The sequence below is a fragment of the Streptomyces sp. NPDC045967 genome, assembly GCF_056430495.1.
This window is the reverse complement of sequence record NZ_JBWKLE010000003.1, coordinates 578,075-593,100: the sequence shown is the minus strand read 5'-3', so window position 1 is coordinate 593,100 and position 15,026 is coordinate 578,075. Positions and strand designations below refer to the sequence as shown.

Here is a 15,026-nt window from a genome sequence, read left to right as displayed (position 1 = left end):
GGCCCGGGCCCCCCGTTCGAGTGAGAACGCGGGGGTCCGGGCCGTGTGCTGCCACCATTCAAGACGTTCATCTCTTTACATCTCATTGCGGCGCCAGTGACCGAACCGGTGCCGCTTCGTTCCCCCGGACGGAGGTGTACGCCATGGTGGCTCCACCCGAGACGACCCCACCCGACGATGTCCTGTGGGCGCGCTCCCTTCACTACTCCCACAAGGGGTCCCCCGGCCTCGTCGGCGTCTCCGTCGGAGTCCGCCAGGGCGAGGTGCTGGCCCTGACCGGCCCGCGCGGCAGCGGGAAGACCACCCTGCTGCGCTGCCTCTCCGGCCAGCTCCGCCCCGAGCAGGGCGAGGTCTGGTTCAACAGCGTCCCCGTGCACACCCTGGGCCCCCTCGCCCGCGAACGGCTGCGCCGCGACCGGTTCGGCTGGATCGGCCCCGAGCCGCAGCTGCTGCCCGAGCTGAAGGTGTGGGAGAACGCGGCCCTGCCGCTGCTGCTCGCCGGCGCCTCGCACCGCAGGGCCAAGCATGCCGCTTGCGAATGGCTGGAGCGCCTGGACATCGGACGGTTCGCCCGCAAGCGCCCCACCGCCCTCACCTGGGCCGAGTCCCAGCGGGTGGCGCTGGCCCGCGCGCTGGTCAACGAGCCCGCGGTGATCTTCGGCGACGAGCCGACAGCCCCGCTGCACCGGGTCGAGCGCGCCCTGCTGCTCCGTACGCTCACCACCGCGGCCCGCTCGCACGGGATCGCCGTGGTGCTGGCCACCCACGACGAGGAGACCGCGGCCGTCGCCGACCGCCGCGTGCCCCTGCTCGACGGCCGGCCCGCCGCCACCGCCGGGCCCGCCGCGTCCGCCGCGGACTCGCCGGAGCCCCCGGCGGCCGAGACCACCGAGGGGCAGGCCGCGTGCTCGCTCTCCGCCTAGCGCGCGGCTCCCGCCCGCTGGTCCAGCTGCGCCGGCTGCTCCTCGCCCTCGCCTCGGCCGGCACCGGGTTCCTCCTCCTCTACGTGCTCGCCGAGGCCGTGGCCCGCCCCGGCGGATCGTTCCCCCGCCTGCTGTGGGCCCTGGTGCCGCTGGCCGCGACCGTCCAGCTGGCCGTCGCCGTCGCCCGCACCGATCCGGCGACCCGGCCCCGGGCCGGCCTGGACGCCGCCGGGATCGGACCCGTCCGGCTCAGCCTCTTCGCGGCCCTCTCCACCGCCGTCACCTGCACCCTGGGCAGCGCGCTCGCCCTGGCCGCCTTCCTCCACCTGCGCGGGGAGCTGACCGGGCTGCCGTTCGACGGGGCCGGCGCCGGGCTGCTCCACGCCGATCAGCCGCTGCCCCTGGCGGCCGCGCTCACGCTGCTGGTCCTCCTCCCGCTGACCGCCTCGGCGGCCGTGCTCACCCTCCCCCGGCGCAGGCCCCTCGCCCCGCAGACCGCACTGCCCTGGGGCATCGCGATCACCGCCTGCGGTCTCGCCGTCCAGTCCTACACCGGGCCGGGCGGTCCGGGCATGCTCGCCGGCTGGTCGCTCACCGCCGCGGGCCTGGCCCTCGCCGGGCCCGGCCTGGCCTACGCCTGCGGCACGCTGGTCCAGGCCGGGCGCCCCGGGGCGCTGCGGCTGCTGGCCGGCCGGGTCCTGCAGGAGGAGGCGCCCCGGGTCGGCCCGCCGCTCGGCATCCTGTGCGCCGTCACCGCCGCCGCGCTCACCGCCCTGGCGCTGCGGGACCGCGGCGGCCTGCTCCTCCCCCTGGGGCCGCTGACCGGACCGGCCGCGGCCCTGGTGGTCCTGTGCGCCGCCGCGACCCTTCTCACATCCGCGCTGGAGTCCCGCCAGAGCCGGGCCGCCGACCGGGCGGCCCTGGCGGACCTCGGCGCACCCGCCAAGTTCCTCCGCAGCGTCGCGAGTTTGCGGGCCACCGCCCTGCTCGCGGTGTGCCTGCCGCTCAGCTGGGGTGTGGCACAGCTGACGTCACTGGCCCTGACCCGCTGACGCGAGCAGCCCTTAGGGTGGGCCGAATGGTCAACGCAGACATCGAGATCGAGACGCTCGCCGAATTCGACCGGGTCGTGGCCCGCGGCTCGCTCAGCGGCTACCGGATCCAGTCGCTCAACCTGCTGGAGCGCACCTTCGCGCTGCTGTCGGCCGACACCTCGGCCGCCGTGTTCCTCGGCTGCGCGATGGAGCCGGACGCCGCGGTGAAGGTCCGCGCCGACGGCGCGCTGGTCTTCCCGCCCGTCCCCGACCTGCCGTTCAACCCCTACCGCGGGCTGCTCTACACGCCCGAGGAGCTCTTCGCCGGGCTGACCGACGGCTACGAGTCCACCCCGGACGCCCTGGCGTACTCCTGGTTCCAGGAGACCAAGGCCGACGGCGACGTCTTCTCCTCGATGCTGCGCGCCATCCACGACGACGCCGTCTCCGACGCCCTCGACGAACACCTGCGGGGTGCCCGGGTCGTCGGCGTCATGGGCGGCCACGCGATGTCGCGCGGCGGCGGGGACTACCGCGGCGCGGCGGAGCTCGGCCGGGCGCTCACCCGGTCCGGGTTCACCGTCGCCACCGGCGGCGGACCCGGCGCGATGGAGGCCGCCAATCTCGGCGCCCACCTGGCCCCTGCCCCGGACGAGGCCCTCGCCGAGGCCCTGGAGATGCTGGGCAAGGCGCCGTCCTTCGTCCCGTCGGTGTCCGACTGGGCGCAGGCGGCCTTCGCCGTACGCGAGCGCTGGCCCGGCGGCGGCGAGTCGGTGGGCATCCCGACCTGGTTCTACGGGCACGAGCCGCCGAACGCCTTCGCCGCGCACATCGGCAAGTACTTCGCCAACGCCACCCGGGAGGACGGGCTGCTGGCGAGATCGACGGCGGGCGTGGTGTTCCTGCCGGGCGCGGCGGGCACCGTCCAGGAGGTCTTCGACAGCGCCACCCCGAACTACTACTCCTCGCGGGGTGAACCGGTGCCGATGGTCCTGGTCGACCGGGCGCACTGGACCGAGCACCTCCCCGTCTGGCCGCTGCTGCGCGCACTGGCGGGCGGCCGGGCGATGGAGTCCCGGATCGCCCTGGTGGACTCGGTGGACGAGGTGCCGGGCGCACTCGCGGCAATGGCCTGAGTCCGGGAGGCAACGCATCGGCCCGTTTCGACGTCTGGCAGAGGTACCGCCCTACCTGCCAGACGTGAACGGAGCCCTCGGTGCTCATAGGCCTGCTGACCGCTGTCGCGGCGTCCATCTGCTACGGGACGGGATCCGTCCTGCAAGCCGTCGGATCGCGCCGCGCCGCCCGGATGTCCCCGACCGCCGCCGGGGTGACGGCGCACGGCGGCCCCAATTTGGCGTCGACCGCGAAGGCCGCGATGACCTGGGAGTTCATCGTCGGCACGATCCTGGACTTCGTGGGCTTCGGGCTCGGCGCGCTGGCCGCCCGCCTGCTGCCGCTGTTCCTGTCCCAGACGGTGATCAGCGCCAACCTGGTGATCACGGCCGTGCTCAGCGTCAAGATGCTGGGCATCCGGCTGAGCCGCAAGGAGTGGACCTCCATCGGCGTCGTCTGCACGGCGCTGGTGCTGCTGGCGACGGCCGCCGGACACGAGGGCGGCCACCACGCCCCGATGTCCACGCACTGGTGGCTGCTGGGGATCACCCTGCTGCTGATGGTCGGCGGCACCGTCGCCGTACGCCTCCTCGGCGGCCGTGCGGCGATCCTGGCGGGTCTGCTGTCGGGCCTCGGCTTCGGCGCGCTGGGCGTCGGCGTCCGCATCCTGGACGGCGTCGACCCGTTCGACCTGGGCACCCTGCTGACCGACCCGGCCCTGTACGCCGTCCTCGCGGCGGGCTTCGGCGGCATGTACCTGCACACCGTCGCGCTGCAGATCGGTTCGGTGAACGGCGCGACGGCCGCCCTCGTCGTCGGCGAGACGGTGCTGCCCGGCGCGATCGGCGTGCTGTGGCTCGGTGACGCCTCCCGGCCGGGCCTGGCCTGGCTGGCGGCCCTCGGCTTCGCCCTGGCGGTCGCCGGAGCGGTGGCCGTCGCCTGGTACGGCAAGCACGAGGGCGCCGACGAGGGGGCCCCGGCCCCCGTACCGGAACCCGTGGGCTGACCTCTCGGGCCGACCGGCGGTGTCACCCGGTCGGCCGCCCCCGGTGGTGGCGCGGCGGCGGCTGCCGCTTGCTGGAGCGGGGGAGAGAGCGAGGGGTCCATGGAGCCCGCGACCGACCGGATGACGACCCCGCGCGCGGCCGGGCTCGCCGGGATCGCCTTCGCCCTGCTGCTCGGGACGGCGATCGTCCTGATGCGGATCGCCGTCCCGGCGGGCGACGCCGCGGACGTGGCCGTCGCGCCGGACCGGCGCTGGGCGGTCCGGGTCGCCCTGGAGATCGTGCCCTTCGCCGGCATCTTCTTCCTGTGGTTCATGGGCGCCCTGCGCGCCCACACCGGTGAGGCCGAGGACCGGTTCATCGCGACCGTCTTCCTCGGCAGCGGCTTCGTCTTCGTCGCCACGCTGTTCGCCTCCGCCGCGGCGGCGGGCACCGTACTGGAGGAGGGCACGCCCTCCGACTTCGGCCGGCACTTCGCCTACACCCTGCTCGCGACCTACGCCACCCGCGTGGCGGCCGTCTTCGTCCTCGCGACCTCGACGATCGGTCGGCTGCTCGGCGTCTTCCCCCGGCCGCTGGCCCTGCTCGGCACGGTCGTGGGCCTGGTCCTGCTCGTCGTGGGATCCGGCGTGCCCTGGTCCGAGATGCTGTTCCCGGCCTGGGCGCTGGTCATCAGCGTGCACATCCTGCGCGCCCGGCGCGGCCGGGCCGGCCCGCGCACCGGCTCGGGTCGGCCCACCCGCTCCTGATCACTCCTCCCACCTGCCGACCTGGGTGTTCCCACTCCGGCGGGCGACCTCCTGGTCCCGCGCGCATGCTGGTGGGAAAGGGATGGGGCGCGGGGGCCCGGGGGTGAGGGGGGCGTACGGCCGAGGGAAAGGGCAGAACCGCCATGAGGCTTGTCGTCGACCTCAACCGCTGCCAGGGATACGCCCAGTGCGCCTTCCTGGCTCCCGACGTGTTCGCCATGCACGGCAACGAATCGCTGCTCTACGACCCGGAGGCGGCGGTGGAGCACCGGCGGAGCGTCGAACGCGCGGTGGCCGCGTGTCCGGTCGGCGCGATCCTGCTGGAACTCACGGACGCCGACATGGCGCGGATGCCGGCCCCGGACGCCGTGGCCGGCTCCGGCTCGCCGGCCGCAGGCGCGCGGTGAGCGTCCCGGGGGCCCCCGACGGGGCCTTGGAACGGCTCAAGCGTGACGGCCGCATCGTCGTCGTCGGCGCGTCGCTGGCCGGTCTGCGGGCCGCCGAGACCCTGCGGGCGAAGGGCTTCGCCGGGTCGCTCACGATGATCGGCGCCGAGCCGTACGAGCCGTACGACCGGCCCCCGCTGTCGAAGCAGGTGCTGCTGGGCAAGGCGGCCGCGGACCACACGGCGCTCCCCCGGCGCCGTGCGATCGACGCCGACTGGCGCCTCGGGGTCCCCGCGACCGGCCTGGACATGGCCGCCCGGCAGGTCCGCCTGGGCAACGGCGAGGAGGTCGGCTACGACCGGCTGCTGATCGCGACCGGCGTCCGGGCCCGGCCCTGGCCCAACGAGGAGGAGGGCGCCCTCGGCGGTGTCTTCGTCCTGCGCACCCGCGACGACGCCGAAGCGCTGCAACGGGCCCTGGCCGTCGGACCGCGCCGGGTGCTCGTCATCGGAGCCGGGTTCACCGGATCCGAGATCGCCTCCGCCTGCCGGGAGCGCGGGCTGGCGGTGACCGTCGCCGAACGGGGAGCGGCGCCGCTGGTCGGGGCCCTCGGCGGGGTCATCGGCGAGGTCGCCGCGCAGATGCACCGGGAGCACGGCGTCGACCTGCGCACCGGAGTGATGGTGACCGGGCTGGAGGGCGATCCCGCCGGCCGGGTGCGCGCCGCCCACCTCTCCGACGGGTCCACCCTCGAGGCGCAGGTGGTGGTCGTCTCGCTGGGCGCGCAGCGCAACACCGAGTGGCTCGCGGGGTCGGGGCTGGGCGCCGGTCCCCGCGGCATCGCCTGCGACGCGGGCTGCCGGGCCTTCGACATCCGCGGCATCGTCACCGACGACATCTTCGTGGCCGGTGACGTGGCGCGCTCCCCGCACGCCCTGTTCGGCTACCAGTTCCTCTCGCTGGAGCACTGGGGCAATGCCGTCGCCCAGGCGGACACCGCCGCGCACAACATGCTCAGCGAGAGCGCGGACCGCCGCCCCCACCTGTGGGTGCCCGCGTTCTGGTCCTCCCAGTTCGGCGTGAACATCAAGTCGGTCGGGGTGCCCCCGATGGGCACGGAGATCCTCTTCACGCAGGGCTCGCGCGCGGAGCGCCGGTTCGTGGCGGTGTACGGCTACCAGGGCCGGGTGATCGCGGCCGTCACCTTCGACAACTCCCGCTGGCTCCCGTTCTACGAGCAGCAGATCGAGACGACCGCGCCGTTCCCGCCGCCGTTCCCGACGGTGGACCGCAGGCCGGACGGGAACAGGCCGGTGCCGGCCGACTTCCCCGACCCCTCGGTCCCCACGCACGGACCGACCATCACCCTCAGCGGCTACTCGCCGGCCGACCGGAAGATGACCTTCACCCCCGCGCACCACTGACCGCGCCCTCCCTGAGGAGCACGAGGACCCGTCATGACACAGGACATCCTGCGGGAGATCATCGACCACGCGAACCGGGCCGACCCCTACCCGCTGTACGCGGAGCTGCGCAAGACGCCCGTCTTCCACGACGGCGACGGCGGCCCGTACGTGGTGAGCACCTACTACGAGATCCAGAGCCTGCTGCACGACCCCCGGATCAGCTCCGACTCCCGGAACCTGAAGTCGTCCGACGACGATCCGCTGGGCGGGTCCGAGGACGGGGGCGCGACCCTGCCCCCGTCGTTCCTCAAGCTCGACCCGCCGGACCACGACCGGCTCCGGCGAATGACGAACCGGCCGTTCGGGCCGCCGCACACCCCCCACCGGGTGCACGACATGCGGGGCGAGCTGGGCGGTCTGGTCTCCGGGTTGATCGAGGGCATCGCCACCACCGGGCACCTCGACCGGATCGACCTGGTCGACCAGTTCGCCTACCCCTTCCCGGTCTCGGTGATCTGCCGGCTGCTCGGGGTGCCCCGCGAGGACGAACCGCGCTTCCACGTCTGGGCGGAGACCCTCGCCGCCAGCCTGGACCCCGACCCGGACGCCGACCAGGCCCGGCACGGTCAGGGAGCCGTGGACGCGCGGATGGAACTGGGGATGTACCTCGCCGGGCTGATCGAGGAGCGCCGCAAGGACCCCGGTGAGGACATGCTCTCCCAACTGGCGACGGCCGACGGCCCGGACGGGGCGATGACGACCATGGAGGCGCTCAGCACCTCGGCGCTGCTGCTGATCGCCGGCCACGAGACCACCGTCAACCTGATCACCAACGGCATGCTGACCCTGCTGCGCCACCCGGAGGTCCTCCAGCGGCTGCGCGAGGACCCCTTCCTGTCGGTGCCCGTCGTCGAGGAGCTGCTGCGCTACGAGCCACCCGTGCAACTGCTGCCCCAGCGCAGCACCCTGTGCGACATCGAGGTGGCCGGCGTGACCATCCCCAAGGGCGCGTCGCTGTGGCTGATCCTGGCCTCGGGGAACCGGGACCCGAAGCGGTTCGAGGACCCGGACCTCTTCGACCCCGACCGCAAGGACATCCAGCACCTCGGGCTCGGCAGCGGGATCCACAGCTGCTTCGGCGCCCCGCTGGCCCGGCAGGAGGCGCAGCTGGCCCTGAGCGAGCTGGCGCGGCGGCTGGAGAACCCCCGCCTGCTGCAGGACCCGCCGCCCTACCGCCAGAACGCGGTGCTGCGCGGCCCCCGCCACCTGCCGGTCGCCTGCGACGCCGTCCTCCCCTGACGACCCCCTTCGGTCAGGGCAGAACCGGGGCGGCGTCCTGCGCCGAGGCGGCCGCCGGGAGGACGACGACCTCCGCCGCGGCGAAGGACACGGCGATCCGGTCCCCCGCGGCCGGCGCCCCCGCCAGCCCGCACTCCGCCTCCAGGGGCGGTCCCGTCTCCGGCCGCAGCAGCAGGGCCACGTGCGTGCCGCGGAAGGTGCGCGAGACGACCGCGCACCGCAGTCCGGCCGCGGCCGGCACGACTCCCGCCGGGCGGATCAGCAGCCGCTGGGCGCCCTGCGGTGATCCGGCCGGCACCGGGACCACGCCCCACGGGGTGCTCGCGGCCGTCCCCGAGACCACCGCGGCGACCAGGTTGTCGAAGCCGAGGAAGCGCGCCACGAACTCCGAGGCCGGGCGCTGCCACACCTCGAGCGGGGTCCCCGCCTGCGCCACGCGCCCGTCCCGCATGACCACCACCCGGTCGGCCAGCGCGAAGGCCTCGCTCTGGTCGTGCGTGACGGCCAGCACGGTCGTGCCCAGCCGGGCGAACACCTCCCGGAGCTCGATTACCAGCCGTTCGCGCAGCCCCCGGTCCAGCTGCCCCAGCGGTTCGTCCAGCATCAGCAGCCTCGGGGCGGGGGCCAGCGCGCGGGCCAGCGCCACCCGCTGCTGCTCGCCGCCGGACAGCGAGGCCACCGCCCGGCCCTGGGCCCCGGGCAGACCCACCAGCTCCAGCAGCTCGGCGACCCGGGCCGCGTGCGCGCCACGGCTCCCGCCCCGCATCCGCAGCCCGAAGGCGACGTTCCCGCCGACGTCCCGGTGCGGGAAGAGCTGGTGGTCCTGGAACATCAGGCCCACGCCCCGCCGGTGCACGGGCACGCCGGACTGGTCGGCCCCGTCCAGCGACACCCGGCCGGCGCAGACCGGCTGGAGCCCGGCGACCACCCTCAGCAGGGTCGACTTCCCGCTCCCGCTCGGGCCCAGCACGCACACGGTCTCGTGCTCGGCGACCTCCAGGTCCACGTCGTCGACCACCGCACGCTCACCGAAGCGGACCGACACCCCGTCCAGGCGGAGCAGTGCCATCAGAATTCTCCCGAGGTCTTGTCGGGTCGCAGTCGCTCCAGCACCAGCAGGGACACCGCGCACACCAGCATCAGAATCGTGCTCAGGGCCATCGCCTGCCCGTAGTTCATCTCCCCGGCCCGCCCCAGCAGCCGCGCCACGGCCACCGGCAGCGTCGGCTGGTCCGGCCGGGCGATGAAGACCGTCGCGCCGAACTCGCCGAGCGAGACCGCGAAGGCGAATCCGGCCGCGATCAGCAGCGCCCGCCGCACCAGCGGCAGGTCCACCTCCCGCCAGGCCCGCCAGGGGGAGGCGCCGAGCACGGCGGCGGCCTCCCGCAGCCGGCCGTCCACCGCGCGCAGCACCGGCAGCATGGTCCGAACGACGAACGGCACGCCCACCAGGGCCTGCGCGAGCGGCACCAGGATCCAGGAGGTCCGCAGGTCCAGCGGCGGCTCGTCCAGGGTGATGAGGAAGCCGAAGCCGACGGTCACGGCGGACACGCCGAGCGGCAGCATCAGCAGTGCGTCGAAGCCCCGTACGAACCGCCCGCCGCCGGGGGGACCCCCCGGCGACGTCCCGCGGACGGTGAGGGCCGCGGCCGCGAGCCCGCCGATCACCAGGGCGACGGCGGTGGCGGCGAGCGCGTACCGCAGCGAGTTCCAGACCGCCTCCAGCGGCGGCACCAGGAACGTTCCGCCGCCCGCGCCCACCTCCCCGAGCGCCCGGTAGAAGCCGAATCCGTAGCCGCCGGGCGCGTCGAAGGACCGCTCCACCAGCACGGCCAGGGGCGCCACGATCAGCAGGAGGACGGTCAGGAGCACCCCGCCCAGCAGGGCGCGCTGCGCCCAGCCGCGCGGCCGGTGCGCCGTGCGGCCCGGATCGACCAGCCGCAGCGCCGTCTCCCGCCTGCGCACCGTCCACGCGTGCACCGCGAGGATCGCGCCGATCGACGCGAACTGCACCATCGTGAGCACCGCGGCCGTGGGCAGGTCCAGCAGCTGCGCGGTCTGCCGGTAGACCTCCACTTCCAGGGTGGAGTACGCGGGCCCGCCCAGGATCAGTACGACGCCGAAGGAGCTGAAGGTGAACAGGAACACCATCAGCGATGCCGCGGCGACGGCCGGGACCAGCGCGGGCAGCGTCACCCGCCGCCAGGCGGCGAACCGTCCGGCACCCAGCACCCGGGCGGCCTCCTCCTGGCGGGGGTCCAGCTGCGCCCAGAGGCCGCCGACCGTGCGGACGACGACGGCGTAGTTGAAGAAGACGTGCGCGAGGAGGATCGCCCAGACCGTGGTGTCCAGCCGGACGCCGGCCAGTTCGTCGAGCAGCCCGCCCCGGCCGACCAGGGCGAGGAAGGCGGTGCCGACGACCACGGTCGGCAGCACGAAGGGCACCGTCACCAGAGCGCGGAGCAGTTGCTTGCCCGGGAACTCCAAGCGCGCGAAGGCGTAGGCGCCGGGCAGCGCGACCAGCAGGGTCAGCGCCGTGGACGCGAGCGCCTGCCAGGTGGTGAACCACAGCACGTCGGCGATGTCGGGCCGGGTCAGGACCTCGCCGATCCGGCCGAGGTGCCATCCGGCGTCGCCGCGCAGTCCGCGCCCGACGATCGCGGCCACGGGGTAGGCGAAGAACAGGCCGAAGAAGGCGAGGGGCACGGCCATCAGGCCGAGCCGTACGGCTGTGGCCCGGCCGCTCCCGCGGGGGCCGGGAACCGGCGCGGCGCCCCCCGGCGCCGCGCCCGCTCCCTTGGTGCCCGCTACTTCACGACGAGCGAGGTCCATGCCTTGACCCACTGCTCACGGTTCTTCGCGATGGTCTCGGGGGCCACGTTCTCGGGCTTGTCGACGACGACGCCGTGCTTGGTGAACAGCTCCGGCAGGGCGGCGTCCTTCGTCACGGGGTTGACGAACATCTGCAGCGGCATGTCCTCCTGGAACTTCTTGCTGATCAGGAAGTCCACGAGGGCCTTGCCGCCCTCCTCGTTCTTCGCGCCCTTCAGCAGGCCAGCGAACTCGATCTGGCGGAAGCAGGTGCCGGTGGCGACGCCCGTCGGGGCCTCGGTCGGCTGCGGCTCGGCGTACAGGACCTCGACCGGCGGGCTGGAGGCGTAGGAGACGACCAGCGGCCGGTCGCCCTTGGCCTTCTTGCCGCCCGCGGAGCCGGAGAAGCGCTCGTTGTAGGCCTGCTCCCAGCCGTCGACGACCTCGACGCCGTTGGCCTTGAGCTTGCTCCAGTAGTCCTGCCAGCCCTCCTCGCCGTACTTGCCGACGGAGGCGAGGAGGAAGCCGAGGCCGGGCGAGGAGGTCGCGGCGTTCTCGACCACCAGCAGGTTCTTGTACTCCGGCTTGGCCAGGTCGTCCAGCGTCTGCGGCGGGGCGATCTTCTTGTCGGCGAAGTAGGCCTTGTCGTAGTTGACGCAGATGTCGCCGGAGTCGATCGGGGTGACCCGGTGCTCCTTGTCGAGCTGGTACTCGGGCTTCACCCCCGCCAGGCCCTTCGCCTCGTACGGGGTGAAGATCCCGTTGTCGAGGGCGCGGGAGAGCAGCGTGTTGTCCACGCCGAAGAAGACGTCCCCGCGCGGGGAGCCCTTGGTGAGGATCTCCTGGTTCAGCGCCGCGCCGGCGTCCCCGGACTTCAGGACCTTGACGGTGTAGCCGCTCTGCTGCTCGAACTCCTTCAGGACCGCGTCGGTCACGTTGAAGGAGTCGTGGGAGACGAGCGTGACGGTGGTGGACTTCGGCGCCTTGCCCTCGCTCGGGGCCCCGCCCTCGGCGTCGCCGCAGGCGCTGAGCGTGGTGACGCCCAGCGCGGCCGCGAGCGCGGCGCCCGCGATCTTCGTGGTGGTGCTCACTGGTGATTCCTCCTGGGATGTCCAGGAGAAGACGCGGCCCTGCCCGGCGCTCTGTCTGAGCGGACGCCGGGCAGGGCGCAACAGCTTGAGTGGTGACCGAACTTCCTACCCCGAATGACCGGGGCGAGGTTCAGAGGGTCTGCGGATGACGGATACCGCACTCTCAGCGCTGTGGCGCTCCCCTGTCGGAATATGAAATTGGTTCGGCCACAGGGTACCCCGTGGCCGAATACGCTCCCCCCGAGGCGAAAACTAGCGCTCCGAGGCCGCGAGCTGCCCGCACGCGCCGTCGATCTCCTGACCGCGGGTGTCCCTTACGGTCACGGGCACGCCGTGCCGGGCGATGGCCTCGACGAACGCCTTCTCGTCCTCGGGCCGCGAGGCGGTCCACTTGGAGCCCGGCGTCGGGTTCAGCGGGATCAGGTTGACGTGCACGCGCTTGCCCTTGAGCAGCCTGCCCAGCAGGTCCCCGCGCCAGGCCTGGTCGTTGATGTCACGGATGAGGGCGTACTCGATGGAGATCCGGCGGCCGGACTTCTCCGCGTACTCCCAGGCCGCGTCGAGGACCTCGCGCACGTTCCAGCGGGTGTTCACCGGGACCAGGGTGTCGCGCAGCTCGTCGTCGGGGGCGTGCAGCGAGACCGCCAGACGGCACTTGAAGCCCTCGTCGGCGAAGCGCAGCATGGCCGGGACCAGGCCGACGGTGGAGACCGTGATGCCGCGCTGCGACAGGCCGAGGCCGTCGGGCTCCGGGTCGGTGAGGCGGCGGATGGCGCCGACCACGCGGTTATAGTTGGCCAGCGGCTCGCCCATGCCCATGAAGACGATGTTCGACAGGCGCGCGGGACCGCCCGGCACCTCGCCGTCGCGCAGCGCGCGCATGCCGTCGACGATCTGGTGCACGATCTCGGCGGTGGAGAGGTTGCGGTCCAGACCGGCCTGGCCGGTGGCGCAGAACGGGCAGTTCATGCCGCAGCCGGCCTGCGAGGAGATGCACATGGTGACCCGGTCGGGATAGCGCATCAGCACGGACTCGACGAGCGTGCCGTCGTGCAGCTTCCACAGGGTCTTGCGGGTGGTGTCGTCGTCGCAGGAGATGTGCCGGATGACGTTCATCAGGTCCGGCAGCAGCTCCTGCTGGAGCTTCTCGCGCGAGCCCGCCGGGATGTCCGTCCACTGGGCCGGGTCGTGCGCGTAGCGCGCGAAGTAGTGCTGGGAGAGCTGCTTGGCCCGGAACGGCTTCTCGCCGATCGCGGCGACCGCCTCACGGCGCTCGGCCGGGGTCATGTCGGCGAGGTGCCGGGGCGGCTTCTTCGCCCCGCGAGGGGCGACGAAGGTGAGCTCACCCGGAACGGGACGGGGGGCCATGCGGTACTCCTCAGTGCGACGAGGTGGGGGTCACCCCGCGCGTGCAGGGCCGGTCCGCGGCGCGGCCGCTGGACGGAAAGGGCGCGCCACGTCATCGCGGCGCGCCCTCCAGGATAACCCGGCCCGGACCGGTCAGCCGGTGCCGACGAAAGCCGCCAGCAGCAGCCAGACGACCGGGGCGGTCGGCAGCAGCGAGTCCAGCCGGTCCATGATGCCGCCGTGGCCCGGGAGCAGGGTGCCCATGTCCTTGATGCCCAGATCCCTTTTGATCATGGACTCGCCGAGGTCGCCCAGGGTGGCGCTGACCGCGACCGCCAGCCCCAGCAGCAGGCCCTGCCACCAGGATCCGCCCTCGATCAGGAACTCCATGCACAGCGCACCGGCCGCCATCGCGAAGGCCACCGCGCCGAGCAGCCCTTCGCGGGTCTTGCCGGGGCTGATGCGCGGCGCGAGCTTGGTCTTGCCGAAGCGCCAGCCGACCGCGTAGGCCCCGGTGTCGCTGACGACGGTGAGGAGCAGGAAGGTGACCACGCGCTGCGGCCCGTCGTCGGCGGTGAGCAGCATCGCGACGAAGGTGGCCAGGAAGGGCACGTAGAACGCCGCGAAGACGCCCGCCGTGACGTCCTTGAGGTAGTCCTCGGGCGGTTCGGTCATCCGCCAGACCAGGACCGCGAGGGCCGTCAGGGCCATGGCCACCCAGGCGCCCTCGGCTCCGCGGACGTATCCGGCGATGACCATGGCCGCGCCGCCGACGGCGAGCGGGACCAGCGGGGCCTTGACGCCCTTCTTCTCCTGCAGCCGGGAGGTGAGCTCCCACAGCCCCACGACGACCGCGACGACGATGACGCCGACGAAGACCGCCTTCACCACGAACAGCGAGGCGAAGATCACCGCGCCGAGACCGATCCCGACCCCTATCGCGGCGCGCAGGTCCCTGCCCGCCCGCTTCTTCGGCGGCGGCGAAGCGTCCTGCGGGGCCTGCGAAGGCGGGGGCGGCGGGCTGGGCATGGGCTCCTGCGGCGGCGTGTCGGCGCGGAAGAGGGGGCCGCCGTTCGCGGCGGCCCCCCGAGCGCGTGCTTCCCGGTCGTCGAAGTCACGGCCGGCGGCATCGGGCACGATGGGCATGGGCCGAGTGTGCGGGCCCACCTGCGCATCGTATGCGGGACCCGCCGGAACCGGCTCCGGCTGCCAGGAAGAGTCGTTCATCAGACTTCGAGGAGCTCGGCTTCCTTGTGCTTGAGGAGCTCGTCCACCTGCGCGACGTACTTCGCGGTGGTGTCGTCGAGCTCCTTCTCCGCGCGGCGCACCTCGTCCTCGCCGGCCTCCTTGTCCTTGACCAGCTTGTCGAGGGCGTCCTTCGCCTTGCGGCGGACGGAGCGGATGGAGACCTTGGAGTCCTCGGCCTTGTTCTTGGCGACCTTGATGTACTCCTTGCGGCGGTCCTGCGTCAGCTCGGGGAAGGTAACCCGGATGATGCTGCCGTCGTTGCTGGGGTTGACGCCGAGGTCGGAGTCGCGGATCGCCTGCTCGATGTTGCGCAGGGCGCTCTTGTCGAACGGGGTCACGATCGCCATGCGCGGCTCGGGCACCGAGAAGGAGGCGAGCTGGTTGATGGGCGTGATGGCGCCGTAGTAGTCCGCCACGATCTTGTTGAACATCGCCGGGTGCGCACGGCCGGTGCGAATCGCCGCGAAGTCTTCCTTGGCGACGACGACGGCCTTTTCCATCTTCTCCTCGGCCTCGAGGAGGATCTCTTCGGTCACCACGTGCTCCTGCATGTCTTGAATGGATGGTTCAGGCGGGCATGACGGGCGGGGCCGGTCCGGGCTCGGTCCGGCA

Annotated in this window: 14 protein-coding genes; 8 read left to right on the top strand and 6 right to left on the bottom strand. The window is 73.2% G+C overall.

From position 1 onward, the window contains the following. Positions 1 to 143 precede the first annotated feature (143 nt). From AC07FY_RS09660 to AC07FY_RS09625, 8 genes are all read left to right on the top strand, one after another. The gene (locus AC07FY_RS09660; RefSeq protein WP_479002972.1) at positions 144 to 923 is read left to right on the top strand and encodes an ABC transporter ATP-binding protein; all 780 of its coding nucleotides are present in this window, start codon (positions 144 to 146) and stop codon (positions 921 to 923) included. Next, on the top strand, positions 905 to 1,975 hold the full coding sequence (locus AC07FY_RS09655; RefSeq protein ID WP_479002969.1) for a hypothetical protein: 1,071 nt from the start codon (positions 905 to 907) through the stop codon (positions 1,973 to 1,975). The genes AC07FY_RS09660 and AC07FY_RS09655 overlap by 19 nt, the downstream gene beginning before the upstream one ends. 26 nt (positions 1,976 to 2,001) lie before the next feature. After that, positions 2,002 to 3,093, top strand: a complete 1,092-nt coding sequence (locus AC07FY_RS09650) for an LOG family protein (protein ID WP_479002966.1) — start codon at positions 2,002 to 2,004, stop codon at positions 3,091 to 3,093. 80 nt (positions 3,094 to 3,173) lie between these two features. Continuing rightward, positions 3,174 to 4,079, top strand: a complete 906-nt coding sequence (locus AC07FY_RS09645) for a DMT family protein (RefSeq protein ID WP_479002963.1) — start codon at positions 3,174 to 3,176, stop codon at positions 4,077 to 4,079. Positions 4,080 to 4,178: 99 nt separating this feature from the next. Continuing rightward, positions 4,179 to 4,826: a hypothetical protein gene (locus AC07FY_RS09640; protein WP_479002960.1), complete on the top strand. Its 648-nt coding sequence runs from the start codon at positions 4,179 to 4,181 to the stop codon at positions 4,824 to 4,826. A 143-nt stretch (positions 4,827 to 4,969) separates the two neighbouring features. Continuing rightward, the gene (locus AC07FY_RS09635; protein ID WP_479002957.1) at positions 4,970 to 5,233 is read left to right on the top strand and encodes a ferredoxin; all 264 of its coding nucleotides are present in this window, start codon (positions 4,970 to 4,972) and stop codon (positions 5,231 to 5,233) included. Next, complete coding sequence (locus tag AC07FY_RS09630) at positions 5,230 to 6,636, top strand: NAD(P)/FAD-dependent oxidoreductase (protein ID WP_479002954.1); 1,407 nt, start codon at positions 5,230 to 5,232, stop codon at positions 6,634 to 6,636. The genes AC07FY_RS09635 and AC07FY_RS09630 overlap by 4 nt, the downstream gene beginning before the upstream one ends. Before the next feature lie 33 nt (positions 6,637 to 6,669). Continuing rightward, entirely contained in the window at positions 6,670 to 7,917 is a 1,248-nt protein-coding gene (locus AC07FY_RS09625; protein WP_479002951.1) for a cytochrome P450, read from the top strand. 13 nt (positions 7,918 to 7,930) lie between these two features. On the opposite strand, the gene AC07FY_RS09620 is transcribed toward AC07FY_RS09625, so the two are convergent. From AC07FY_RS09620 to frr, 6 genes are all read right to left on the bottom strand, one after another. Beyond that, positions 7,931 to 8,986 carry an ABC transporter ATP-binding protein gene (locus AC07FY_RS09620; RefSeq protein WP_479002948.1) on the bottom strand — a complete coding sequence of 352 codons (1,056 nt, stop codon included), beginning with the start codon at positions 8,984 to 8,986 and terminating at the stop codon, positions 7,931 to 7,933. Beyond that, positions 8,986 to 10,629, bottom strand: a complete 1,644-nt coding sequence (locus AC07FY_RS09615; RefSeq protein ID WP_479003208.1) for an ABC transporter permease — start codon at positions 10,627 to 10,629, stop codon at positions 8,986 to 8,988. The genes AC07FY_RS09620 and AC07FY_RS09615 overlap by 1 nt, the downstream gene beginning before the upstream one ends. Before the next feature lie 95 nt (positions 10,630 to 10,724). Beyond that, the gene (locus AC07FY_RS09610) at positions 10,725 to 11,819 is read right to left on the bottom strand and encodes a thiamine ABC transporter substrate-binding protein (protein WP_479002945.1); all 1,095 of its coding nucleotides are present in this window, start codon (positions 11,817 to 11,819) and stop codon (positions 10,725 to 10,727) included. Between the two features lie 252 nt (positions 11,820 to 12,071). Beyond that, a complete protein-coding gene (gene rlmN, locus AC07FY_RS09605; protein WP_479002942.1) occupies positions 12,072 to 13,187 on the bottom strand; it encodes a dual-specificity RNA methyltransferase RlmN in 1,116 nt (371 codons plus the stop codon). A gap of 132 nt (positions 13,188 to 13,319) precedes the next feature. Beyond that, a complete protein-coding gene (locus AC07FY_RS09600; RefSeq protein WP_479002939.1) occupies positions 13,320 to 14,393 on the bottom strand; it encodes a phosphatidate cytidylyltransferase in 1,074 nt (357 codons plus the stop codon). Further along, complete coding sequence (gene frr / locus AC07FY_RS09595; protein ID WP_479002936.1) at positions 14,393 to 14,950, bottom strand: ribosome recycling factor; 558 nt, start codon at positions 14,948 to 14,950, stop codon at positions 14,393 to 14,395. Before frr ends, AC07FY_RS09600 begins: the two co-directional genes overlap by 1 nt. Between the last annotated feature and the right edge of the window lie 76 nt (positions 14,951 to 15,026).

What these genes read in the sequence shown, in the direction of transcription:
- AC07FY_RS09660 (WP_479002972.1), top strand. Translation starts at nt 144, where the DNA reads ATGGTGGCTCCACCCGAGACGACCCCACCCGACGATGTCCTGTGGGCG.
- AC07FY_RS09650 (WP_479002966.1), top strand. Translation starts at nt 2,002, where the DNA reads ATGGTCAACGCAGACATCGAGATCGAGACGCTCGCCGAATTCGACCGG.
- AC07FY_RS09640 (WP_479002960.1), top strand. Translation starts at nt 4,179, where the DNA reads ATGGAGCCCGCGACCGACCGGATGACGACCCCGCGCGCGGCCGGGCTC.
- AC07FY_RS09635 (WP_479002957.1), top strand. Translation starts at nt 4,970, where the DNA reads ATGAGGCTTGTCGTCGACCTCAACCGCTGCCAGGGATACGCCCAGTGC.
- AC07FY_RS09625 (WP_479002951.1), top strand. Translation starts at nt 6,670, where the DNA reads ATGACACAGGACATCCTGCGGGAGATCATCGACCACGCGAACCGGGCC.
- AC07FY_RS09620 (WP_479002948.1), bottom strand. Translation starts at nt 8,986, where the DNA reads ATGGCACTGCTCCGCCTGGACGGGGTGTCGGTCCGCTTCGGTGAGCGT.
- AC07FY_RS09615 (WP_479003208.1), bottom strand. Translation starts at nt 10,629, where the DNA reads ATGGCCGTGCCCCTCGCCTTCTTCGGCCTGTTCTTCGCCTACCCCGTG.
- rlmN (WP_479002942.1), bottom strand. Translation starts at nt 13,187, where the DNA reads ATGGCCCCCCGTCCCGTTCCGGGTGAGCTCACCTTCGTCGCCCCTCGC.
- AC07FY_RS09600 (WP_479002939.1), bottom strand. Translation starts at nt 14,393, where the DNA reads ATGAACGACTCTTCCTGGCAGCCGGAGCCGGTTCCGGCGGGTCCCGCA.